Raw genomic sequence first — 26,175 nt, 5'->3', positions numbered from 1 at the left:
TTCATTTTCCGTCGTCGTTCTTCAATCAGGAATAGCGTAAAAAAAAGTGGTTGCCAGTTTTAGCTAGCAACCACCCAATTGATAGTTATCAGGAACCGCTTAGTTCAATAGTTGATCAAAATTCAGACTAACGTAGTACATCGAGCCAACCAGCGGATTCCCCCACGATTGTGTGTATAACGTACCTAGTAAGTTGGTTCCGCCTACTTTCAGGATAGACTTGATCGCTGGTACTTTCTTACTGATTTGGGCATCAAGCGTACCATAGGCCGGGATGATTGTCTGCTGGCGGGCCGTAGCCACGGCATTACCAAAACTACCCTCCCACAGGAATGAATCCTGACGGCGATAAACGACGTTGAAACCAAAATTGCTTCCGGCAATATTCCGATTCCCAAACGATACGTTATAACGATATTTTGGCGTGTTGAAGAACGTAACAAAACCAACCGGGATCTGCTCTTTGTCCATCAGATAGTTTGACGATACGTTGGCCCCAATCGTGTAATTACCTGGTAACAGATAATCCAGACCAATGGCCCAACCAGCATTTTTGATCTGAGTGGTTGAATTGACTGGATAGAAATACACGTTTCGGGTTGCAGAACTGATCAATTGCAAGGTAGACGTAGGATCAGTTAACGAAACGGGCTGTTTGCCCTGCACTACGGTCTGGGTTCCCAGGAAATTCAGGAAGCGGTTGTAGTAGTAATAGGCATCGATAAACAGCTTATTACCGATCAAGCCTTTATAACCGACCTCATACGTTTCTACACGCTCAGGATCATAGCCAGGATCAACAGCAGGTTTTAGCAAACCGAGCGCCTGCGGAAGTGCTGCTGCACCACCCGTTTGCAGAGCTGCTCCGAATGACTGAACAGACTGAAGCGTATAAACCGGGCTGCCACTGAAATTATAGCGCTGCTTAAATAAAGGTAGACCACCAATCAAATGCGCACTTGGCGTGTTCAAATCAATGTATTGATCCTGCGTTGTTGGAATGCGGAATCCGCGCTGGAACGATGCCCGAACGTTATGCACCTTGGCCAGGGTTAATACCGCCGATAAACGGGGGCTAACCTGCGCCTTAAAATTCTGGTTTTTATCGTAACGTAGCGATCCAGTCAGCTTTAAGATGTCAGCGAGTGTTTTAGATACCTGTGCATAAGCACCATATTCGTCAATGGTAAACTCTTTCCCGTTTTCGTCACGGGCAAAAAGCGTCCCTTCTGAATTCAGCGCATACCGGCGGAAGTTGGCTCCAACAATTAACTCAACCAGTTTAGGATCAATCAGCTTGTTGAAGTTATACATACCCTCCACATGATACAAATTGGTTTTGTCGAGGAAACGCGCTCCTACACCATTGGCATCGCCCGGAATTGGTTTGGCCGCTACAGCGTCGAATGCCTGCTGGAAGCCTGCTGTTCCCGGCACCAAACGGCCCTGATCAGCCGTACCACGCGCTAAATTTAACCAGGCTGACTGCTGGCTGGAAGCATATGCCTGTGCCGCAGTAGCCGCAGCGGCCTGTGTTTGTCCGGCACCAAGTGCTTGTAGAAATGCACCTGCATATCCCTGGAAAGCGGTTTGGGCGTAGGTGCCAAAAAATGTGGGAAACCACTTGGCGGCACTGCCACTCCAGGCTTCGTTGATACCTTGCCCAAGCGTTCCGGTTGCATACGCATCGCCCGAGCGTTCCTGAGTCGTATAGGCCCGAACAAAGAAATTAGAACCACGTAGCTCCAATTTGTACTGACCCAGTTTGAAGCCTTTGATATAATAGCGATCGGCTCCTGTGTATACCGTAGTGCCCGTTCCCCAGTTCGCCTGCAAAATAGCCTCTACGTTATCATTTAACCGATAGTGCAGGGCTCCGTTGAGTTTAAGGTTCTTAGCGTCGTAATTCACCAGTTCATTCTCCAGGTAACCCGTTCTGGAAATGTCCAGGCGGGGAATCATGGCGTCGAAGATTTGCTGTGGCGTAAGTCCGGTTAGCTGAGGCAGAGTTCGGTTTCCGGCCTGTGGAATCGGTGTAGAAGCAATCAATCCCAATACCTGTGACGTACCATTTGCTCCCGTTCCGGGCTGACCATTGCCAAACAGATTGGAGTAAAGATTAGCACTGGCATCGCCATAAATATTGATACCATCGTATCCGGGATTGTTAGATCGCGTTCCGTTATCCAGCGTGTAGCCATTCGAAAAGCTCTGATCACGATAGTCTGTAGCCTGCCAGTCTTTAGCAGACAAGTACGATACGCCCACTTTAAACGCCAGCCGGTTGTTAAAAGCCTTTGCATACCGAAAAGCAGCATCATAAAAAGGTGTCGTTGCTGTGGAGCGGTTACTGGCATTCATCACCCCTCCTTTTACGTAAGCACTAAGCCCCTGATACTGGAACGGACTCTTCGATGTCATGAGCAGTAACCCGTTAATTGCATTAGGGCCGTATAGGGCCGACGATGCACCGGGCAGGAGTTCTACGCTCTCCAGATCAAGCTCCGACACACCAGCGATATTCCCTACCGAAAAATTCAGGCCTGGCGCCTGGTTATCCATGCCATCCAGCATTTGCACAACCCGCGTATTACCATTTGAGCCGAAACCACGCACGTTAACCGACTTGAACGTAAGGCTTTGCGTGTTCATATCAACCCCTTTGATGTTCTGAATAGCATCATAAAACGAGGCTGATGGCGTAGACTGAAACGAACGGATATCCAGCCGTTCGACAGACACCGGCGATTTCAGTACGCTCTCCTCAACGCGCGACGCAGCAACTACTACTTCCTGACCTAACGTAACCTGCTCTTTCAGAGCGATTGCGAAATCGGTCCGATCGCCGTTAACGACAAACTCCTGCGTCTGAAACCCCACCGAGGAAACAGCAATTGTAAAAGGAATAGGAGTATTCGTTGTCAATGAAAAATTACCTTTCTGGTCGGTAATGGTACCTACGACCTTGCCTTTAACGGCAATGCTTATACCAGCCAGGGCTTCTTTGGTATCGTCGGCGGTTACTTTACCCGCAATACGTGTTTGAGCTTTAGCACTAACACTCCATAAAAAGAAAAGCCCTATTAAACATAAGGAATACGTAATCGATTTTTGCATAGGTAATTTGGTAAGAAATGGCTAATGTGTCAACACATTTACTTTGACGATAAACATACGGATAAGTAGTCTTTTTGTGCAAAAAAATCTTGACATTAATAAATTTTCTTCGCGTATGTAGGATTCTACTCCGCCGGCATCATCGTTACTATTATTTATTTTACAAAAAGTATGACTTATCAATTTGTAATAATAGCCAATAAACTAAGCCTTATCTGTTACTTCTCTAAAACTTAATACGTCCTCCATTCAGTAATAAGCAGATAGCCACCAAACAAATAGTAAATCCACACCAGTCGTGCCTTTTCGTAAATAGCTTTCAACCGATATAACATACAATTATGGCAAACGAATCGAACCGACGTGATTTCCTCAAAACCTCCAGCCTGCTGACAGGGGGAGCTATACTAGGTAGCCTACCTTTTGCCTCTAAGGCAGCTACGGGTAAATCGGGCTACCATTTTTCGGTAAACGATACTATTAAGGTAGCACTGATTGGCTGTGGAGGTCGTGGAACAGGTGCGGCTCAGCAGGCCTTGAGTACAAAGCAAAACGTGCAGATCGTTGCGATGGCCGATGCCTTTCGCGATCGTCTCGACGAATCCTATAAAAATATCACCAACTTCCTGACAGCCAAAAATTTAAAGGCAGCCGATGGAACATCAAAACTAAACGTACCAGACGCTAATAAATTTGTAGGCTTTGATGCCTATAAACAGGCAATGGCCCTGGCCGACGTAGTGATTCTGGCTACTCCTCCCGGTTTCCGGCCAAGCCATTTCGAAGAAGCAGTTCGGCAGGGTAAGCAAATTTTCATGGAAAAGCCCGTTGCTACCGATGCGCCCGGTGTTCGTCGTGTTCTGGCAGCCGCTGAAGAAGCCAAAAAGAAAAAGCTTAACGTAGTAGTTGGCCTACAGCGTCATTATCAGCCTAATTATCGTGAAATGATTAAACGTATTCATGATGGAGCCCTGGGCGATATTGTAGGCGGCCAAGTGTACTGGATCAGTGGTGGTGTCTGGCATAAACCGCGCAAGCCGAACCAGACCGAAATGGACTACCAGATGCGGAACTGGTATTACTTCAATTGGCTCTGTGGCGACCATATTAACGAGCAGCACATCCATAATATCGACGTAGCAAACTGGGTGAAAAAAGGATATCCCGTTTCCTGCCAGGGCACGGGTGGCCGACAAGTACGTAATGGCAAAGACGACGGCGAAATCTTCGACCATCATATTGTTGACTTCACCTACGCCGACGGCACGACTATCAACAGTCAATGCCGCCATTACGAAGGGACCTACAGCAAGGTTGACGAAATGTTTCTGGGTACGAAAGGCCGGGTCGATTCTTTTGGTCAGAAGAGTATACTGATGGATTATAAAGGTCAGCCGATTTATACGCATAATGGAAAAAGCGATGGTAACCCGTATCAAATTGAGCACGATGAGTTGTTCGACGCCATTGCCAAAGGCGAATATAAATTTGCCGATGCCGAAAATGGTGCTAAAAGCACCATGACCGCTATTATGGGTCGAATGGCTACCTATTCAGGAAAGGTAGTGAAGTGGGACGAAGCCCTAAACTCGCAAATTGATCTCTTCCCCGACAAGTTGGCCTGGGATGCGATGCCTAAGAGCCTACCCGATAAAGATGGCTTCTACCAAATTGCGGTACCTGGTAAAACGATTACCGTATAGGGGATAACGTAGGGGCATGACAAGCCTAGCGGCTAAACCTGGTTCGCACAAAGCAAAACCACATCTGTGAAAACATAGGTGTGGTTTTGCTTTTGTTTACTACAATCACTTTAACCAGTACATCAGGTTTATGTTCTCAATGCCTAAGAATTAGCCATCACATAAAAACAATCTCATATTTAACCTTATTTTTGAGCTTGCTTACCTGAATATCTTGATAGGAAATGGTTGTTTGCAGACCATTGAGTGACATAGTCCTTATGCCACTCAATATATGATTGTTTTTATAGAATGTCTATTGCGATTGAGAAAGAATCCCCAGAACAGTTTCTGGCTGGCGGAGGGGAGATGGGTAAGCTAATCCGATCTATGGATTGGTCTAAAACACCACTGGGTCCGGTTTCATCCTGGCCACAAAGTTTACGGACTTCTGTGAGCCTCTGTTTATCATCCACCTTCCCGATTCTAATCGCCTGGGGTCCTGAAACGATCCAGATCTATAACGACAGTTACCGCCCTATCTGCGGTGCTAAACACCCTGAATCAATGGGGCAAAACTTCCGTATTTGTTGGGAAACTGCCCTTCCGGTCGTTGGCGACGCTTTTACCAGAGGCCAACAGGGCGAAGGTACCTATATTAAAGATCAGCGTATGTTCCTCGATCGATTTGGGTATCTGGAAGAAGCCTTTATGACCTTCTCGTTTGCTCCCATCCGGGATGAGTCGGGCGAAGTGGGCGGTATTTTCCACCCTATTACCGAAACAACAGACAAAATGCTGAGCGCCCGTCGCACACAGGTATTGCGCGATGTAGCAGCCCTGACCGGTCAGGCTAAAACCAATCAGGCTATTTATGACAGCCTTGGCACTGATCAGACCGATTTTAGCCTGGACTTGCCTTTTTTACTATTCTATGAATTTCAGGATGATGGTAAACAAGCCCATCTCTTGCAAGCAGTTGGCTTAAAACCTGGCTCCTCTCTTCCTGACAACTTACAGGTCTTAGATGTTTCGAGCACAAATTGGGTCTCCAACCACAGTACGTCAGTCATTATCGATAATCTCAATCAGACGATTGGCAGCATAGAGGCCGGACCGTATGACAACAATCCTCATACAGCCCTACTTCTCCCGATTCTGATTTCAGCCAGAGAGAAACCATATGGCTTTTTGCTGGCAGGAGTCAGTCCGCATCGTGCTCTCGACAACGATTATCTTAATTTTTATGAACTCCTGGCCAATACCATTAGCACGGCTTTCTCCAACGTTAATGCGTATCAGGAAGAGCAAAAGCGAGCCGAAGCATTAGCGGCTATCGATCGGGCTAAAACCGCTTTTTTCAGCAATATAAGCCACGAATTCCGTACTCCTTTAACCTTAATGCTAGGTCCACTGGAGGAGCTGATGAATGCTGTTCAGGACCAGAATTGGGCTTACAAAGATCCTATTGAAACAACGCATCGCAATGCCTTACGCTTACTGAAGCTAGTCAACAACCTGCTCGATTTCAGTCGTATTGAAGCCAATCGGGTAAAAGCTACGTTCCGTCCGGTTGACCTGGTTAAACTAACCATTGACCTTACCAGCAGTTTTCGATCATTAATTGAAAAAGCCGGACTGGAGTTTATTGTGGATTGCAAACCTTTTTCGGAAGCAGTCTACGCTGACGCTGAAATGTGGGAAAAGATTGTGCTTAACCTTCTTTCCAACGCATTTAAGTTCACACTTCAGGGTACGATTCGGGTCCAGTTAACAGCCGAAAGTGAAGAAGCGGTTCTGCGTGTATCTGATTCGGGAGTAGGTATACCCAAACAGGAGTTACCCCACATGTTCGAACGATTCCACCGGGTAGAAAATGCGGGAGGACGCTCCTATGAAGGAACCGGAATTGGCCTGTCATTAATTAGTGAACTGGTCAATTTACATCATGGACGTATCAGGGTAGACAGTGAAGAAGGCAAAGGAAGTACGTTTACCGTACGTATTCCTCTTGGGAAATCTCACTTACCAGCTAATCAAGTCCTGGAAGCTGAACATAGCCAGGAAATTAGTAGTCTGGCCTACACATTCCTTCAGGAAGCCCGTTCCATGCTGTCAGACGAAAAGCAAACGTCTGAGTCATCTACCCTGGCAAGTCATGAGTTACCGACCGACAAAGCAACAACGATTCTGATTGTTGATGATAATGCAGATATGCGAGCTTATCTGACTCGCTTGCTCGACCCATACTTTACTATAAAAACTGCCGTCAATGGCGCTGATGCCTGGCAGCAACTCCAGACCACCACACCTCAGCTAATTCTGAGCGATATTATGATGCCCGTTATGGACGGGAAAGCCTTACTGCAGCAGCTGAAAGAGAACGCAGCCACCAGCCAGATTCCGCTCATATTTTTATCGGCCCGGGCCGGGCAGGAAGCCCGGATTGACGGACTCGAAGCAGGTGCCGACGACTATCTGGTAAAACCATTCTCAGGCCAGGAATTATTAACCAAAGTCCGCAATCAGGTGCAGCTCACGCAGTCTCGCCGGCAGGCAGAAGATCGCCTGCGCAATCTGGTTCAGCAGGCACCGGTAGCGATGCTACTGGTAAAAGGCGACGACCTAAAAATTGAACTTCTCAACCAGGCCATGCTACGGTTAATAAACCGCGAGATGGACGTACTGGGAAAACCGCTGCTTAGAATAATGCCAGAACTGGATGGACAAGAAGTTGTTGATCGATGTCGACACGTGTACCAAACCGGGGAACCGTATTATGGCGTAGCCGAAACCGTTAATCTGTATCGGAATGGACGTATTGAAAACGCTAATTTTAATCTGAGTTATACGCCCTATTATGAAGGCGATCAACGAACAGGAGTTTTGCAGGTAGTTACTGAAGTTACTGATTTGGTAAAGATTACACAGCTAGCCCAGGAGAACGAACTACGGTATCGGGAGTTAGCTTCTGAATTAGACTCCCGCGTTAAACAACGTACGCAAGCTCTGGAAGATGCTAATCTGGACTTACGTCGATCAAATCATAATCTGGAACAATTCGCCTACGTTGCTTCCCATGATTTGCAGGAACCACTACGTAAGATTGTTGCTTTCAGCGATTTACTAAAAAATCAGTACGCAGTCAGATTAGGTGACGGTGTTGATCACCTCAACAGAATGCAGGGAGCCGCCAACCGAATGTCGATGCTGATCAAAGACCTGTTGAGCTTCTCCCGCATTTCTACCCAGCGAAAAAGCATAGGTCCTGTATCGCTGAATCAGATCGTCAACGATGTTCTGGTCGATTTAGAACTGATAATTCAGGATGTAAATGCCACGGTAAACATCGATACGCTACCAACCGTTTCGGGTGATCGGTCGCAGCTGGAGCAGCTATTCCAGAATTTATTGACTAACGCGCTTAAGTTTCGTCGCCCCAACGTACCGCCTTTTGTTAACGTAACGAGCCAGATAGTGGCTGCTGAAACCCTCCCCGCTTCAGTTAAGCCTTCTCGTAAGGTGGCTACTTATTATCAGATAAATGTATCAGACAATGGCATCGGCTTCGACGAAAAGTATCTCGATCGGATCTTTCAGGTCTTTCAACGATTACACGGCAAAAATCAATTTGCAGGTACGGGGATCGGGCTGGCTATCAGCGACAAAGTGGTAGCCAATCATGGTGGAGCCATAACAGCCAGCAGCAAGCCGGGAGAAGGGTCAATCTTTACCATCTACTTACCAGCAAATGCTACGTCCTAAAGACAAGAAAGCCCGGCACATTGGCCAGGCTTTCTTGTCTTCCAAGCATAACGGTTATTCCATCGCCACTAAGCGGCTTGTCTTTTGAGCAGGTTGCGTCGACAGATTCAACTCTTTGCGAATACTTCCTTCTTCTGACTTCACTTCCAATTCATATTTTCCATCCGCTAATTCGTCGACATTTAGTTTCATCGCATATTTAGCCTCTTTTTTATTAATCTTTTGGCTAAATACGATTTTATTGTCGGCATTACGTAGTAGTACCACTACTGGCACTTCCGCTGTTTTATCAACCGACACCCGAATTTGATTATCAATCGTTACGAACGCACTAGCTCCGAAAGGTAAGGCCTTGGGCGTGGTAGGGTTAGCGAATGTTGTTGCACTAATCAGGATCGAAGCGGCTACTTTACTAATTAAGGTTAACATGGCAGTATTTGTGTTTAGTGTTATAGATCGTTGTTATGTTCTGTTTCTGTTGTTCACTTGTTCGATTATAGTAAGCCAAATGATGTGCCAATTGAGCCGATTATTGATTATCAACACATTACAAAAGATGAATAACAAAAAACTGTCCGCAACTGGACATGCTACGTTCAGTTGCGGACAGTTTTTTTAACAGCATTAGTTAGAACGTAGCGGACTGCCACGTATACGCCCGGCCGTTTTTATTTTCCAGAATAAGGAGTGTAGCTCCAGGGAATTTTTTCAACAAATGGCGGCTTCTCCGAATCCCTGCCACGCTAAACACCTTTGTCAGAGCGTCGGCCTGATAGCCATCAGGCGCCATAACCGTAGCACGGACAAAACGCCTGAGCCCTAAACCAGAACGAGGGTCCATAATATGTGAATACCGCCGACCCTTATAATTCAGGAATCGGTGCGTATCGCCAGACGTAGTGATGGCCGAGTTTTTCAGGAAAATAATCGTATCGGACTTGCCCGTTTCTTCCGCGCCAATGCCAATACGCCATCCTTCCGAATTGTCGGGCGGAGGGTCGCCAACCAGAATGTCGCCACCGATATCCAGCAGCGCCGACCGAATACCAAATTTGCGCAAAACCAGTATTGCTTCATCATTGGCAAACCCCTGCCCTATGCCGCCAACATCTAATCGCATGTTTGCTTTTATAAGACGTACTGATCGGCTCAAACTATCCAGTTCCATTAGCCGATACCCAACTGTTCGCCGGGCCTGACGTAGCGTTGCTTTCGTCGGAAATTCGTTCCGTCGAACGGCCCGACGCCATAGCTGAGATAACGGGCCAACTGTTGGATCGAACCGCCCTTGCGACAACCGCGCCATAGTCTGAGCTTTCTGGAGAACATGAAACAAATCAGCCGATACGTGTATCCATTGTCCGGAGCCGCTCGCTGCCGAAAGACGATTGATTTCAGACCCTTCCAGATAATCGCTCATTACCTGATTTAGCGAATCCATTCGGGCCGAAACGGCAGCATACGCCTGTTGAGCCAGCAAACTGTCGGATGCATAAAACACGACATCGAACTGGGTGCCCATTAAGCCCCGATGGAACTCAAAACGGGTTAGTTTGCCAGGCTGAGCAGCAACAAAAAATGGCAGCAATAAATTGACTACCATTTGAGGGGTTACAAAACCCAGAGACAATTTGAGCCAGAAAGTAATTTTAGCTAGTAACTTTATCAATTAATTCTGCTATGGTCACGATTAAAAATAAATTCGTTCTGCTGGCTGCCGGATTCTGGATCATCGGCATTGTTCTCCTTTTAGTAGGTGCCTGGGCTAAAACCAATAAACCAGACATAGCTGGCTCATTGCTAAGCTTCGGTATTTTGGGGCAGGCTCTTGGCTTCGGCTTCCTTGGCTATGCCATTATGCAGGCTGTCCTGAAGAAAAAGTAAGATTGCTTTAAAGCTGCGCAACTTTATTACGTAGATACATATCGACCAGCACCAGCGCAGCCATTGCTTCAACAATGGGTACGGCACGCGGTACTACGCACGGATCATGACGTCCTTTTCCTGAAACCGTTGCGGGTTGCCCGTGAATATCGACGCTATTCTGATCCTGCATAATGGTGGCTACTGGCTTAAAAGCCGTTCGGAAATAAATAGCCTCACCGTTGCTGATTCCGCCCTGAATACCGCCCGACTTATTAGTTCTGGTTCTAACCCGACCTTCTTCATCAGTATAAAACTCATCGTTATGCTCTGAGCCGAATAGGGCTACACCGGCAAAACCGCTACCATATTCAAACCCTTTCACGGCGTTGATACTCAACATGGCTTTCCCTAATTCAGCATGAAGTTTATCGAACACCGGCTCTCCCCAACCCACCGGAACACCAGTTACAACGCAATCGACAATTCCACCAATAGAATCCCCTTTTTTTCGGGTTTCATCGATATACTGGAACATCTGTTCTGCCGTTTCGGGGTCAGGACAGCGTACAGCATTATCTTCGGTCTGCGCTAAATTTAACTCCGTGTAAGGTTTATCGAGCTTCAAGGAACCGACCTGCGATACGTATGCCTGTATCTGAACCCCTTGTTGCGCTAACAGTAGTTTAGCCACTGCTCCTGCCGCAACCCGAGCGGCTGTTTCCCGCGCCGACGAACGACCTCCGCCCCGATAATCACGCGATCCATATTTGGTTTGATACGTATAATCGGCATGAGAAGGGCGAAATTGCTCAGCAATATGGCCGTAATCCTTGCTACGCTGGTCGGTGTTACGTATCACCAACGCAATGGGCGTCCCCTGTGTCTTTCCCTCAAAAACGCCCGACAGTACGTCAAACTCATCAGCTTCTCGGCGCTGGGTTGTAATTCGGGACTGGCCTGGCTTACGGCGATCCAGTTCGTTCTGAATAAAGTCAGTATCAAAAACCAGTCCAGCAGGACAGCCATCAATAACAACGCCTATTGCCGGGCCGTGCGATTCACCAAAAGTGGAAATTTTAAATAATGTTCCGTAGGTACTACTCATGTGCTTTAACGACCATTACACATCAGATTCTGGACATACTCAGTAATAAAGGGCCCAAAATCGATTGCATCACTTCTTAAAAAATACAAAGATCATTCCTAATAGCATCAATACAATCAACACATTGGCAATTGAACGAATTAAACCAGGAATACTGACTGGCTGCTCCGTGCTATCCATCAATTCTATACCAGCGTACAGGGAATCGCCCATCGGCTTTCCCTGCTCAGCGCCTATGGAGCCAGACAAAGCATCATTGGCTGGCAAACTGGCCGTTACCGACTCTCCCTGTCCACCTACACGTAGCTGTAGTTTTGGACGTAACGTATCGTATCGGGCAGTTTGTGGATCGAAATAAATCCATTGGAATCGATTTATCAACGAAACCGAGCCATTTTGATGAGGAACCAGAAAATACGAGAATACTTTTCGGCCCGTCACGGTATTACCATCGTTCGAAACAGTATGTCGTTCCTTCGGCGGAAACACATCAATACTGGTTGTATCACTTAATAAAGCCGGTGCGGGTAACGTAGCAATATTCCCCTCACCGGTTATCCCAAATGTGTAGCGTACGCTTTGCCCTATCTGAACCCGTTGCCGTTCCAAACCTTCTTCTAACCGAAAGCTTCCCACAGGCACTCGCCCCCGTAGCGGATGGGCGGGTAAAGTACGTACTGTTACAGTAATGGGTTTACTGGTCAGAACAAGCGTTTCGGGCTTTGATGAGGGCGGGCCAATAACAGGCTGGCGGCCCAGCCAAAGCGATACGGCAGGTATGTTTATTGTTTGTTTGGATAACGGGAAGAACACGGACTGATATAGTCGGTATTCGCGAAATTTTTTCCCGCCCACAACAACGGGAACTGGATTCAGCTCATTAATAGTCAGGTTCTCTTCCCACGCATTGGCCGGATGAATCTTCTTGGTAATGGCCTGTAATTGTTTTTCGAGCGCCATAAACTGTAGCTGGTATGGATAGTTGTCGGCCACAAAAAACGACAAGGTCATAGCCAGGCTTTCACCGGCATATATAGCCGATTTTGATGTCCGTAACGACAAGAAAGCAGATCCATTGGGTGGCGGAGTAATGGCAGTCAACGTAGCTGGAGCCGAGGCCGTGGGCGATGGGCGAACCACCAGCAGCGTTCCTTCCGACTGAATGGTTTCGTCATTTACCTGAATGGAGAAGGCAGGAACCCGAAATCGGCCAGGTGCCTGTGCCTGGTAATTTTGCGTAATAACTTGATTTGTAATTGTTTTGCCATTAATTTCACTTGGCGTCACGCTAGCCGATATACCTCTTTTTATGAAGCCAGTTAGCTCAGGGAAATTAATGGTTGGGCGGCTTTCACTGTTCGGAATGATGACCGAGATAGTAAATGGCCGTTCAATCGGAAAATTAGTTTGCCCTAATTCTATAGTTATTTCATTTTCAGTTGCTTGCCCAAGCGCAGCAACTGAAATAATATAAAATAATACAAAAAAATTTCGGAATATTCCAAATAACATTATTATTTTTGAGCAACAATTTTACAAGCGAAGCCGTTACGATACTATACGCTCGTTTAAGAATGTACCAGGCAGCCTCTTTCGATGTCCATAAGCTTCTTTAACCAAACAATGACGTACCATGCTATCTATGCTTGAGTATATCAAGACCATCCTTCAGAAGGTCAGTTTTGATAAAGCCCTATTTGAAAAGGAATTGGCTAAAGCCATTAAATTGCTTATTCCTAAAGAAATAAAACAGCTAAAACGCTGGTGTTATGCCCAATTTGGCAAAGTTTATCGTGTTGTACTAAATCGTTGTTTTACACGAGTTCCGCGCGTCCGCTTCACCTGACAACGCTTTTATTGCTTTAAAGATTACATACCCCGGCCCGAACGACCGGGGTATTTTTTATGTCTGCATCCAGAAACGATCTGTCTGCCAACTATAAGACTACTTTTTCTTTCATATCAGGAATGTCGACATGGCTGAATCCAGCGGCCTGCAACTTTTCTTTCCAGATAAGTTGCCTGTCATATTCGCCATGCACTAGAAATACTCGTTTAACCCTGGCCGGGTCTTGGCAACTCAAAAACTGAAGCATTTCCCGATAATCGCCATGCGCCGAAAACGAGTCCATAACCTCAATACGAGCTTCTACCCGATAACGATCCCCAAAAATAGTAACTTCTTTGTCACCACGCTTCAGCGCTCCACCCAAACTAGTCGGCGATGCGTAGCCAACCAGCAGAATAGTGGTACTGGGATTTTCAACGTTGTTTTTAATATGATGCTTAATCCGACCCGCTTCGGCCATCCCCGACGGAGCAATAATAATACACGGTTCGCGGCTGTCGTTAATAGCTTTTGAACGCTCTACATCCGCTATGTAGTGTAGGTTTGGGAAATTAAAGGCATCACCATCCTTTTTGATATACGCCAGTATTTCGGGGTTAAAATCTTCCTCATGATCCCGAATTACCTGCGTAGCTTTCACCGACATCGGGCTATCGATATAAACAGGGAGCCTCGGAAGACGGCCTTCACTCGACAATTGATCCAGCGCATAAATTAACTCCTGCGTCCGGTCGACGGCAAAAGCGGGGATGATAAGCTTACCACGGCCTTCAACGCAGGTTTGCTGGACGATACGTAACAAATGCGCTTTCATATCGGGCTCTGCTTCGTGGAGTTTATCGCCGTACGTCGATTCACATATAATGTAGTCGGCCTGCGGAAATTTATCTGGCGAACGTAGTATTTTATCGTCAGGGCGGCCAATATCGCCACTGAAGAAAAGATGCTTTTCCACCATTTCTCCGTCAGCCTCTTTTTCACGAATTGTTAAGCTTACCGACGCACTGCCTAATAAATGAGCAGCATCCGTCAATAAGCCAATCACCTCATCACAAACAACGAACGGTGCGTTGTAGTGAACCGCTACCATCTGATCCAGCGCCTGTTGCACATCTTCCTCGTCGTATAGGGCTTCCAGTTCAGGCTGTCCTCGACGCCGTCGTCGCTCGTTCACACGCTCAAGATCGCGCTCCTGAATACGAGCACTATCCATCAGCATCACCTCACACAGATCGATGGTTGCCGACGTAGTATAAATCGGCCCCTTGAATCCCTGACGCACCAGGCGGGGGATCAATCCTGTATGATCGATGTGAGCATGGGATAATACCATATAATCTACCTCGGTCGGATTAAAACCAAATTGTTGATTAAGCTCGTCGGTATTGATCCCCTGAAAAAGGCCACAGTCGAGCAGAATCTGCCGACCGCCATTGGTGGTAATTAGATGTTTACTGCCTGTTACGGTGCGGGCAGCGCCAAAAAATTGAACGATCATTGTCTAAATCGATATTTCTCAGATTAAGGGATTTATTGGATTTTTGTTGTTACTTTCTGCACACAAAGCACGCAGATACGTTACGTAGTACAGGCGATGAGTAGGTCAATATTGGGAAACGTTCGCATCATCACCAAACGAATCTGGCAACTCCATGTAACGAAAGTTCTTTTGGTGGCTTCTGGGCTATTTTTGGCCATCGATTTTTTATTTCCTGTCAACGTAAATGTTCCCTACGCTACGTTAATCACAGCCCGCGACGGAACTATTTTACACGCTTTCCTGAGCCGCGACGATAAGTGGCGTATGTATACCGAACTAACTGAGATTACACCTACTCTTCGGGAGGCTATTTTGTTTAAGGAAGATAAATACTTTCGCTACCATTTTGGCTTCAATCCGGTGGCGATGCTACGGGCCGCTGGGCGAAATATGCTGTCGGGACGACGAACATCTGGGGCATCAACCATTACGATGCAAACCGTCCGACTGCTTGAACCTCGCGAACGAACGTACTGGAATAAAACCCTGGAATTGTTCCGGGCCGTTCAGCTGGAGATTCATTTCTCGAAAGATGAGATTCTTCAGTTATATCTGAATCTGATTCCGTACGGCAGCAACATTGAAGGTTTAAAATCAGCCTCGCTGTTGTATTTCGGGAAACCGCCCAAAGTGCTTAGTCTTGCTGAAATAACAACGCTGACCATTATTCCCAACCGCCCGTCGAGTTTACGGTTAGGCAGTAAAAATGGCCTGATTGTGCAGGAGCGTAACCGCTGGCTGAATCGCTTTCGACGTAGCAAGTTGTTTGATGAGGCTGCTATCGACGACGCCCTAAACGAACCGTTGAACGCCTACCGACGCCCAGCGCCCCAACAGGCTCCGCATCTGGCCCGACGTTTACGGACCGACAATCCGACCAGCCCAATCGTTCAGTCAACACTACAACCAGCCTTGCAGGCTACAGCCGAAAGACTGGTTCAGAATTATGCAAATCGGATCAGAGCGTATAATATCCACAATTCGGCCGTACTGGTTGTGGATAACCAAACCCGTGAAGTCGTTGCGTACGTTGGCTCTACTGACTTTGGTAATACGTTCGATGGCGGGCAGGTAGATGGCGTTCGGGCGATACGTTCGCCGGGCAGCGCCTTAAAACCGTTGCTGTACGGTCTGGCATTCGATGCCGGACTCATTACGCCCAAAACAAAGCTCAACGACGTACTAACCAATTTTAGCGGCTACGAACCTGACAATTACGACCGCCGATTCAATGGTTCAGTTACAGCGGAGTTTGCTCTGGCCAATTCATTAAATATTCCGGCCGTATTTTTGTTAAAGGAAATCGGTACGCCTACGCTAGTGTCTGCCTTACAAAAATCCGGTTTTTCGACCATCAAAAAGCAGGCAAAAGAACTTGGCTTATCCATGATTCTGGGCGGATGCGGAGTTTCGCTCGAAGAAATGACCCGCTTATATGTTGGCATGGCTAGTGGCGGAGAAGTACGTTCACTACGTTCGGTAGTACCGAAAACCAGTGATGAACCAGCAACGAAGCTACTTCAGGAAAAAGGGTTCCGCATTCTTTCCCCAGAAGCCGCTTATCTGATCACGAATACACTCTCGCAAATTACCCGCCCCGACTTACCCAACAATTTCGATAACAGCTATCATCTACCCCGAATTGCCTGGAAAACTGGTACGTCGTATGGCCGCCGGGATGCCTGGAGCATTGGCTATAACCAACGATATACGATTGGGGTTTGGGTTGGTAACTTTTCGGGGGTTGGCGTGGCCGAACTGAGCGGAGCCAACACAGCCACGCCGTTGCTGTTTCAACTATTTAATGCTCTTGACTATAATTCGCCACGCGGTTGGTTTCGAAAACCAGCGCAAAATCTGTCAATGCGATTAATTTGCCCCGAAACGGGCGACGTACCAGGCGAATTCTGTACGAAACCTGTTACGGACTATTGCATCATGGGCGTGTCGCGCTATCGGCGTTGCCAGCACCTGAAAGCTGTTTTTACCAACGTAGCAGGTACACTTTCCTATTGCCCCCATTGCAAACCCGATAGTGGTGCCATACGTCGTGCTTATCCAAATCTGGCACCCGAAATAGCCGCATTTTACAAAAGCAAGCATATTCCATTTGAATCCGTACCTCCTCATAACCCAGCCTGCGAGCGAGTCTTCGGACAAGGCGGAACAGCACCGCTCATTACCAGTCTAAACGATGGAAGCGATTATTTTATAAACCCCAAGCAACCCGCTGATCTGGAATTAGGCTGCCAGACCGCCAGCGATGTGCAGACCGTTTTCTGGTATCTGAATGATAAACTCTATCGAAAAGCCAGCGCAACTGAATCTGTTTTTTTCAGACCTCGTCCCGGCCCACTCAAAATTTCCTGCGCCGACGACAAAGGACGATACAGCGATTTGCGGGTAATGATCAGGAATGAGTAGTAGTTTCTTCATTTTGCTTTTCAACTAGTTATCAACACATTTCTACCCGAAAACCAACCATATTCTAATGAAACTAATACTATTTATTGTAGCCCTCTTACTAAATACGGCAACGTTCGCTCAGCAAGCGGATGTCAATCAGGACCCAACGACCCTTGGCAATGCGTTCTTCAAAGCTCTCCTGGATGAAGACGGAGCAACACTTGGCAAGCTCGTTGCCAGTGATTTTAGTTTGACCAGTTTTGACGGACATTCCGTAGAAAGCGATATGCTGATGCAGGGTGTTAGTGGCGGATACGTAGTAGTTGATGCGGCCACTGTTTCTGATACGCGTATACGGCAATACAACAACGATGCGGCTGTAATGACAGGCACCTGGAAAGCGAAGGGTAATGTTCAGGGCCAATCTTTTGATAATACCGTAACCTTTTCCGTTGTCTCAGCCAAGCAAAACGGAAGCTGGAAAATTGTCAATATTCAATTCACGCCGATACGTTAACAACCGCTCAATAAGTCATTCTCCGAAATATAAACCCGCTCACCAATTTTGAGTGGGTTTTTTCGTCTAGAATAGACTATTCCCCACTTTTCGTATGACAACTCGCCCTTCCCTGATACTTCCCAACAGGCTGTTAGTTACTCTACTCTGCGCAACTCTGCTGCTCAACTGCTCTCGCTTGTCGTTCAATGAGGTTAATGTGGTCGGGCGCAATTTTGACGATGAAATTCAGCAGACTCAGAATCTAACGTTCTCCTTCAATAAAAACGTTGGCCCTGCCAGTCAGTTGGACCAATGGGACTCCACACAATACGTTCGCTTTATTCCGGCCGTTCGCGGTAAATTCAAATGGACAGCCCCTAATGAACTGGTCTTCTCACCCGCTGTTGCTTTTGAACCGGCAACCGATTACCGAGCGGAGCTAACGGCTACTATCCTGACAAAATCAGCAGACAAGGATCTGAAAGTGTCGGGTGACGACATTACGTTTCACACGCCTTATCTGCAACTAACCAATACCGAAACCTGGTGGACTAAATCGCGGGAAACAGGTCAGCCTGTGGCAAAGCTTCGGCTGAATTTTAACTATCCAGTCAGTTCGGCAGAGGTATCAGGAAAACTGAACGTATCGGCAGACGATAAGGCCGTAGCTACCCAAATTGGGCAAAGTGATGCGCAGAGTACTATCGCTGTTACGTTAGCGAATGCACCAGCGCAGAAAAATGAGCAGCCCTTACTAATAAAAGTAGACAAAGGAATAAAAGTCCCCAACTCGGCTTATGTGAGCAAAGACCCTATTGAAGAAACGGGTATACTACCATCGCGGTACACGATTGACATAGCCGACGTAGTAACCAGTTTTGAAAGCAGCGGCAACGGTGGATCACAAGGTGTTGTCCGCGTAATTACGACGCAGGAACTTCAACCCGGAGACCTGACTCAATATTACACCATCCAGCCATCCGTGCAAACAACCGCCGAATTAACAGAAAACGGTTTTATTATTCGGGGAGACTTTACGGAAACCGATACGTACGTACTGACGCTCACAGATCAGATCCGGGGAACGTTGGGGACAAAACTGGCAGAACCCGTCAGTCGGGATTTGTTTTTTGGAAAAATGCCCGCCAGCATTCAGTTTGCGACTAAAAAGGCGTTGTATCTCTCGTCGAAAGGAGCCCAAAATGTTGGTCTGAAGATTGTAAATGTCCCTAAAGTACAGATCAAAATTGCCAAGGTTTATGAAAATAACATCCTGAACTACCTTCGTTCGGGCCGTTACGAAGAATACGCCGAAAACAGCCAGGGCGAATGGCGGCCTTCTGGTACGTTCAGTTATAGCGATGATGAATCGGGCGATTTGAGCGATGTGTTGGTTAATAAAACAGTCGAAACAACTGACCTACCCAAAGTCCGGGGTGTTTCGGCACTGAATCTGGCGCTACCCAGTCAGAACAAAAATTTCAAAGGCGTTTATCTGGTATCGGTCGGCTCGAAAGAAGAAGCCTATCTACAAGCCAGTCAGCTCGTTTCAGTCTCTGACATTGGCCTGATCGCTCATCAGACAAAAGAGGAAGTTCTGGTCTGGGCCAATTCCATTCGGACTGCCGAACCGCTGCAAGGCGTAGAATTGACGCTCGTCAGCAGTAACAATCAGTCGGTCTATACGCTCAAAACTGACGGAACAGGATTTGCCCGATTCGATAAAGTAACCGAAAAAGCACCAGGCTTTAGGATTGCCCTGATCACTGCCCGACAGGAGAGCACCGACAGCGACGATTTTAATTTCCTGTTTCTGCCCGATACGCAAGTAGAAACATCCCGATTTGAGGTTGACGGAAAACGCGATAATGAATCTGGCTTTGATGCCTTTGTCTATGGCGATCGGGACATTTATCGACCGGGCGAAACGATTCACTTCAATACCATCATTCGTTCCCAAACCTGGCAGAGCGTCGGCGAGATTCCGGTAATTATCCGCTTACTGATGCCCAATGGCCGCGAATGGCGGGCTTTTCGCAAAATGACCAATGCGCAGGGAGCCGTTACGACCGACGTAGCGTTGGACCCGGCAGCCGTGACAGGGAGTTATACGATCGAGATTCTGAATGCCAATAACGTACTACTGGCTTCGCAACCTGTCAGCGTCGAGGAATTTATTCCTGATCGCATCAAAGTAGATGTTCTTACAGATCGGAGTCAGTACAAAGCCGGGCAAACCATTACGTTGTCGGCTACGGCCCTGAATCTATTCGGGCCACCAGCGTCGGATCGCTCCTATGAGATGGAGTTGCAGGTAAAGCGGAAAGTATTCGCACCTAAAGGATTTGAGGACTACTCGTTCGATATTCCCAATGAAACTACCTTCCCGAAAGAAGTACGCCAGGGACGTACCAATGCAAACGGGCAGGCGACCGAACGATTTGCGATTCCTGCTCTTTATCAGGATATAGGCATTCTGGAAGGTAAACTTTTCGTTACGGTATTTGACGAAAACGGGCGTCCTGTTAACCGACTCCGACGGTTCGATATCTTGACGCAGGACACGTTTTATGGCGTACGGCTACCCGATCGTTACGTTACGACAAACGCTCCCGTTACCGCTGAGCTGGTTGCTCTTGACCCGGTGGGAGCGCTACGTTCCTCCGCATCGGCGCTGGTTGAGGTGGTTCGCTACGATTATCAGACAGTCATCGAAAAGAAGAACGAGCAAATCAAATACACCACGAAACGACACGAGAAAACGGTCTATACCAACACGTTGTTGTTTAAATCGGGCCGGGCTGCATTTCGCTACGTCCCCACAGTTTCGGGCGAATATCAAATCCGGATTCGTCGTTCGGGAACAAGTAATGAGGCCATCAGCCACTACGCAGCTACCGGTTTTTACGCCTATGGGTACGGCAGTACATCTGCGTCATCGTTTGAGGTCAGCCAGGAAGGGCAGGTACTCATGACCCTCGACAAACCTGCTTACCAGACTGGCGATAAAGCCAAAATACTGGTCAAAGCCCCATTTGACGGTAAGTTGCTACTAACCATTGAACGGAATCGCGTTCTGGAATCGCACTGGCTCACCACCAACAATAAATCAGCCGAATGGAGCTTTTCGGTAGGCAATGAACACTTGCCCAATGTTTACGTAACGGCTACGCTCATTCGGGCAATCGACGGCACCAATCTTCCTCTTACGGTTGCCCACGGTTTTACGCCCGTTATGGTTCAGAACGCCGACACCAAAATCCCGGTAGCTATTACAGCGGCAACACAATCACGCTCGAAAACGAAACAAACGATACGTATTAAAACGGTTCGTAATGCTCAGGTCACGGTAGCCGTTGTTGACGAAGGCATTCTTCAGCTCAAAAACTTCAAAACGCCTGATCCGCACGGCTTTTATTATCAGAAACGGGCGCTGGAAGTTGGCAGTCACGATCTGTATGCGCTTCTGTATCCCGAACTGTCACTACGTTCTTCTTCGAGCGTGGGGGGTGATGGTTACGATCTCGAACGGCGGGTCAATCCGCTGAGCAACGGCCGGGTGAAACTGGTAGCGCTCTGGAGTGGTATTCTAGATACAGGCTCGGACGGAGAAGCTGAATTTTCGGTAGATATTCCCCAGTTCTCGGGCGATCTGCGGGTTATGGCCGTGGCCTATAAAGACAACAGTTTTGGGTCGGCGAACAGCAATATGAAAGTAGCCGATCCGATCGTGATCAGCACGGGCGTACCACGCTTCCTGACGCCCGGCGATCAGGTAGAGCTGCCGGTAAATCTGAGCAACACGACCAAGCAGCCAGCCAGCATAACCGCCCGACTGAGTTTGACGGGCCCGTTAGCGACTGACAGCCTGACAACCCAAAAGCTAACTATTCAGCCGGGCCGGGAAAGCCGCACTACGTTCCGGATTTCGGCTAAGCAAGCCATAGGCCCAGGGGCTATTACCGTAACCGTTAATGGACTTGGGGAAACGTTTACCGAAAAAACGGACATTACAGTTCGCCCGGCGGCTTCGCTACAGAAAAGTACCTTGTCAGGCAGCGTGGCTGGCGGAAAAACCCAAACACTGTCTCTAACGGATGCCGCAACACGCTTTCTTCCTGGAACAACTCGAGCCAGCGTTACACTAAGCCGGTCTCCAGCCGCTCAATATGGTAAGGAGCTATCCTATCTGCTCGGTTATCCGCACGGCTGCCTGGAACAAACGATATCCAAAGCATTCCCCCAAATCTATTTTGCCGACCTGACCAAACAGATTGGCTCCACTACGTATTTTGTCCGCGCCAATGACAGCGATCTGAACCCTGCTACCAATGTTCGTCAGGCTATTCAGAAAATAGAAGGACTACAGGCTCAGAATGGCGGATTTGCCATGTGGCCCGGTCAAACCGAAGTCGATGAATGGGCCACCGCCTATGCTGTCCACTTCCTGGCGGAATCGCAGGAGGCAGGCTACGAAGTTCGAAGTTCAGTCCTTAGCTCGGCCATCGACCATCTAACCAACTTTACTAATAATCCGGCTACGGAGAACGTAACGTCGTACGATGAATCGGGGGGACGTAGCGTCAGGAAAATTGCCAGCCGAACCGCTATTTATTCGTTATATACACTGGCCATTGCGGGTAAACCGAACCGGTCGGCCATGAACTATTACAAGCAAAATAGTGCGTCACTCACAACAGACAGTCGTTATCTGCTGGCAGCCGCTTTCTTTCGCGTTGGCGATACCCGAAGTTTTGCTACGTTACTGCCTAACCGATACGTCGATAACACAACCAGCCGGGAGACAGGCGGAAGCTACGCGTCGCCACTCCGCAATCTGGCGCTTGTTGTGGATGCACTGGTCGACACCGACCGGGATAATTTACAAATCCCATCATTGGCCCGTCAATTATCGACCGCAGTACGTCAGTCCCGATACCTGAATACACAGGAATCGGCTTTCGCTTTTCTGTCGCTGGGAAAACTAGCCCGGCAAAACGCGTCTAACACAGCCACAGCCACGCTTTCGGCTGGCAATCAGGTGTTAGGCACGATGAAGGACGCCTTTCTGTCGATCAAACGCGTTCCGACCAATGTCCCACTAACCGTATCGGCAAAAGGTTCTGGAACAGTCTACTATTTTACGCAAAGCGAAGGCGTTCCGGATGATGGGAAAGTAAAAGAAGAAGATAACGATCTGATCGTGCGCAGGGAATTCCTAAGCCGAGATGGGAAACCCATCCATGAGATCCGGCAAAACGACCTAGTTGTTGTAAAAATAACGCTGGCAAGCACGAACGGTTTGACCATAGACAATGTGGTGATTACTGATTTATTACCCGCCGGACTCGAAGTAGAAAACCCTCGCCTAACCGAAGCACGTGATATGCCATGGATTAAAAACCCCACTCAGCCCGATCATTTTGACTTACGTGACGACCGAATTAACTTTTATACTAAGGCGACCGGAACACAGCGAACGTTCTATTATCAGGCTCGGGCAATTTCAAAAGGACGGTTCGTTCTGGGACCAGTTTCAGCGGATGCGATGTATAATAGTGAGTATAGAAGCTACAATGGGGCTGGCTTTCTTTCAGTCAACTAGTGTGTCTATATTTCCCCATTGATATACTTTTCAAAATAAAACTGGTCATTTATTTCCACAGTTTTTGGGGAAATAGTGTCCACAATGGTCGGCTAAATGAGGTCTTACGGTTCAAAAAGCGGCATGGTACGTTTTTTGAACCGTCTTTGTATAACATTACCAACGCAAATAACAGTAACGTTATGGAAAGGAGAACCTGGGTTGTAGCGGCTATGCTGGCAGCCACTACTAGTTTAACATCCTGCGCTTCGTTTGAGAGCTGGCTCTACGGCGATTCTAAAAATAGTAGACAGGATATGGTACAGCGAGATCGCACGAGCAATACCCGCGACTCTCGTGACCGGTCGACCTATGACGACAATGACCGAGACAGTTATTCAAATCGTAACCGTCAGGATCGGGATGAATCTCGCGACAATCGTATGAGTCGCAACGATTCACGCGACTACAACTCAGCGGGTTCTTACCGGAACTCATATCGCTCTTCAATGGATCGGGACGATCGGCCAAACCGTATGTCGGGAAGCAACTACGACGATGATCGCTATAACGATCGGGATTCGTATAGCCGCAACGATGATCGCGACCGTTCTTCTGACTATCGTGAGTCTTACAGCCGCCGGGACGATTACAACGACCGTGACTACCGCGACTCGCGCGATACATACGGTTATCGGTCAGACAGCCGACGTTACGACGATCGGGATTCCAGAGACAATCGCGATTCCAGATACGATAATTACAATCGCGACAGTCGCCGGGACGACGACAGATCCGATAGATATGATCGTCGCGACGACCGCCGGGACTCAGATCGGCGTTATGACGATCGCGATCGTCGGGATGATGACCGCGACCGGGATAACCGGGGCGTTCTTTCTAACCTGTTCGATGGACGTAACCGGGATCGCGACAACAATGATCGGGACCGGGATAACAACGACCGGGATCGGGACAATAATCGCGATAATATGAGAGACGACAATCGGGATAATCGGCGAGACGAACGTCGAATGGATGACCGCGATCGCCAGGATGAAAATCGCGACAGTCGCCGGGATGACCGTAGCGACCGCCGGGATCGGGATAACGACCGCAACAGTCGGAACAATGATCCTTTGGCCAATGACCGTAAAGATCTTTCGGATCGAATTTCGGAACAGATGGATAAAATAGACGATCAACTCGACGATGCCAAGGAAGAAGTGAAAAACGAAAGCCGCAAGGCCCGCAGAGATCGAGAGGATCGTATCAAAGATCTGGAAGATAAACGTCGTCAGTTGTCAGACGCATACTATAAAGTACAGCGCTCCGGTGAAGATGACTTTAAAAAGGTAAAACGCGAAACGAATCGGACTATTGACGATATCGGAGACGCTATTGATAAAATGATGGATAAGGTTGATAAAAAATAGTTGTTTTTGAACCTTCCCTCGAGAGGCTGGCCGTTTAGGTCAGCCTTTTTTCTTGTCCGGGTATATGATCAACCATAAAGACAAGCCACGGCCATATATTTGCAGTATGGCACTACTCAAACCGGTCAACGGCATTCATCCTTCATTTGGCGACAATTGCTGGTTCGCTGAAAACGCTACCATTGTTGGTCAGGTCACTATGGGCCGCGACTGCACCGTTTGGTTCAATGCGGTCGTTCGTGGCGATGTCAATTCCATTACGTTTGGTGATCGCTGCAATGTTCAGGATGGCGCAGTCATTCATTGTACGTATCAACGTCATAAGACTACCATTGGCAACTACGTTTCTATTGCGCATAATGCGGTGGTGCATGGATGCACAATCGAAGATAAAGTGCTGATTGGCATGGGCGCTATTGTTATGGACGGGGCGGTAATCGGAACTGGAAGTATTATTGCGGCTGGCGCTATTGTGACCCAGAACACCATTGTTCCCCCCGGTTCTATCTATGCTGGTAATCCGGCCAGACTGCTCAAACCGGTTTCCGCTGAGCAAGAAGAGATATTTATGCGAACAGCCAATAACTACGTCATGTATGCAGGCTGGTTCAAAGACTAGCCTATTGTCACGTTGACAAAGACAATACATGGCAAACGAAACGCTTCTTTCGGCAAATGGATGATTTTCTTATTTACCTCAGACTTGGATTTGATCATATTACAGACCCCAGTGGCTACGACCATATTCTTTTTGTGATTGCTCTCTGCGCTGTTTACACGTTACAACAGTGGCGGCAGGTGCTCATTCTGGTCACTGCTTTTACCATCGGGCATTCTATCACACTGGCGCTGGCAACATTGCAGCTCATTACGTATAAAACGGACCTGATTGAGTTACTCATTCCAATCACTATTCTTATTACCGCCATTACCAACTTCTTTTTTCAGGAGCCTAAAACCCGAAGTAACACGGCCAAACCATCGCATCAATCATGGCGTTACGGGTTGGCAATGGCCTTTGGATTGATTCACGGAATGGGGTTTTCCAATTACCTACGTAGTCTTCTGGGCCGGGAAGCCAATATTATAAAACCGCTGTTGGCCTTCAATATTGGTCTGGAAGTTGGTCAGCTCATTATTGTTAGTATTGTTTTAGCCCTAGCCTACCTTATTCTTAACGTAATACAAAGCAGTAGGCTTCGCTGGACCCTTATTATCTCTGGAATCGTAGCCGGAATGGCGCTCTCATTGATCATCAACAATGAGTATTTGGGCGAGTTGATGCAGTAACGATATACCGTTCCTGTGTATGTTCTTTGTATTCAT

At 47.7% G+C, this 26,175-nt stretch carries 16 protein-coding genes; 10 read left to right on the top strand and 6 right to left on the bottom strand.

What is annotated here, in order from left to right; genetic code table 11:
* Window positions 1–99 precede the first annotated feature (99 nt).
* On the bottom strand, window positions 100–3,117 hold the full coding sequence (locus GK108_RS02700; protein ID WP_163942346.1) for a TonB-dependent receptor: 3,018 nt from the start codon (window positions 3,115–3,117) through the stop codon (window positions 100–102).
* 341 nt (window positions 3,118–3,458) lie between these two features.
* On the opposite strand from GK108_RS02700, the gene GK108_RS02695 reads away from it, so the two are divergent.
* The gene (locus GK108_RS02695) at window positions 3,459–4,820 is read left to right on the top strand and encodes a Gfo/Idh/MocA family protein (protein WP_163942342.1); all 1,362 of its coding nucleotides are present in this window, start codon (window positions 3,459–3,461) and stop codon (window positions 4,818–4,820) included.
* 291 nt (window positions 4,821–5,111) lie between these two features.
* Window positions 5,112–8,564, top strand: a complete 3,453-nt coding sequence (locus GK108_RS02690) for an ATP-binding response regulator (RefSeq protein ID WP_246224636.1) — start codon at window positions 5,112–5,114, stop codon at window positions 8,562–8,564.
* A 54-nt stretch (window positions 8,565–8,618) separates the two neighbouring features.
* Here GK108_RS02690 and GK108_RS02685 read toward each other — a convergent pair whose 3' ends face one another.
* Both GK108_RS02685 and GK108_RS02680 read right to left on the bottom strand, forming a co-directional pair.
* Window positions 8,619–8,993, bottom strand: coding sequence for a hypothetical protein (locus GK108_RS02685; RefSeq protein ID WP_170305371.1), 375 nt, complete (start codon window positions 8,991–8,993; stop codon window positions 8,619–8,621).
* Between the two features lie 199 nt (window positions 8,994–9,192).
* Window positions 9,193–10,167: an FAD:protein FMN transferase gene (locus GK108_RS02680; protein ID WP_246224635.1), complete on the bottom strand. Its 975-nt coding sequence runs from the start codon at window positions 10,165–10,167 to the stop codon at window positions 9,193–9,195.
* A gap of 77 nt (window positions 10,168–10,244) precedes the next feature.
* Here GK108_RS02680 and GK108_RS02675 point away from each other — a divergent pair, with 77 nt between their 5' ends.
* Window positions 10,245–10,448, top strand: a complete 204-nt coding sequence (locus tag GK108_RS02675; RefSeq protein WP_163942339.1) for a hypothetical protein — start codon at window positions 10,245–10,247, stop codon at window positions 10,446–10,448.
* 7 nt (window positions 10,449–10,455) lie between these two features.
* On the opposite strand, the gene aroC is transcribed toward GK108_RS02675, so the two are convergent.
* Entirely contained in the window at window positions 10,456–11,535 is a 1,080-nt protein-coding gene (aroC, locus tag GK108_RS02670; RefSeq protein WP_163942335.1) for a chorismate synthase, read from the bottom strand.
* 69 nt (window positions 11,536–11,604) lie between these two features.
* A complete protein-coding gene (locus tag GK108_RS02665) occupies window positions 11,605–13,047 on the bottom strand; it encodes a BatD family protein (RefSeq protein WP_163942333.1) in 1,443 nt (480 codons plus the stop codon).
* Between the two features lie 121 nt (window positions 13,048–13,168).
* On the opposite strand from GK108_RS02665, the gene GK108_RS31205 reads away from it, so the two are divergent.
* Window positions 13,169–13,381 carry a hypothetical protein gene (locus GK108_RS31205; protein WP_246224634.1) on the top strand — a complete coding sequence of 71 codons (213 nt, stop codon included), beginning with the start codon at window positions 13,169–13,171 and terminating at the stop codon, window positions 13,379–13,381.
* A 91-nt stretch (window positions 13,382–13,472) separates the two neighbouring features.
* Here GK108_RS31205 and GK108_RS02660 read toward each other — a convergent pair whose 3' ends face one another.
* Window positions 13,473–14,882 carry an MBL fold metallo-hydrolase RNA specificity domain-containing protein gene (locus tag GK108_RS02660; RefSeq protein WP_163942330.1) on the bottom strand — a complete coding sequence of 470 codons (1,410 nt, stop codon included), beginning with the start codon at window positions 14,880–14,882 and terminating at the stop codon, window positions 13,473–13,475.
* Window positions 14,883–14,978: 96 nt separating this feature from the next.
* Here GK108_RS02660 and pbpC point away from each other — a divergent pair, with 96 nt between their 5' ends.
* The 6 genes from pbpC (at window position 14,979) to GK108_RS02630 (ending at window position 26,139) form a co-directional block, all read left to right on the top strand.
* Window positions 14,979–17,348 carry a penicillin-binding protein 1C gene (gene pbpC, locus GK108_RS02655; RefSeq protein ID WP_163942327.1) on the top strand — a complete coding sequence of 790 codons (2,370 nt, stop codon included), beginning with the start codon at window positions 14,979–14,981 and terminating at the stop codon, window positions 17,346–17,348.
* Window positions 17,349–17,415: 67 nt separating this feature from the next.
* Window positions 17,416–17,847 carry a nuclear transport factor 2 family protein gene (locus GK108_RS02650; protein WP_163942324.1) on the top strand — a complete coding sequence of 144 codons (432 nt, stop codon included), beginning with the start codon at window positions 17,416–17,418 and terminating at the stop codon, window positions 17,845–17,847.
* Between the two features lie 94 nt (window positions 17,848–17,941).
* On the top strand, window positions 17,942–23,434 hold the full coding sequence (locus GK108_RS02645) for an alpha-2-macroglobulin family protein (protein WP_163942321.1): 5,493 nt from the start codon (window positions 17,942–17,944) through the stop codon (window positions 23,432–23,434).
* Window positions 23,435–23,616: 182 nt separating this feature from the next.
* Entirely contained in the window at window positions 23,617–24,849 is a 1,233-nt protein-coding gene (locus tag GK108_RS02640) for a sll1863 family stress response protein (RefSeq protein WP_163942318.1), read from the top strand.
* A gap of 106 nt (window positions 24,850–24,955) precedes the next feature.
* The gene (locus tag GK108_RS02635; RefSeq protein ID WP_163942315.1) at window positions 24,956–25,468 is read left to right on the top strand and encodes a gamma carbonic anhydrase family protein; all 513 of its coding nucleotides are present in this window, start codon (window positions 24,956–24,958) and stop codon (window positions 25,466–25,468) included.
* A 56-nt stretch (window positions 25,469–25,524) separates the two neighbouring features.
* Entirely contained in the window at window positions 25,525–26,139 is a 615-nt protein-coding gene (locus GK108_RS02630) for a HupE/UreJ family protein (RefSeq protein ID WP_163942312.1), read from the top strand.
* Window positions 26,140–26,175 lie beyond the last annotated feature (36 nt).

The organism is Spirosoma terrae (assembly GCF_010435915.1).
GTDB lineage: Bacteria > Bacteroidota > Bacteroidia > Cytophagales > Spirosomataceae > Spirosoma > Spirosoma terrae.
Note: the sequence above shows the minus strand (reverse complement) of the source record. Positions and strands in the feature narration are given on the sequence as shown.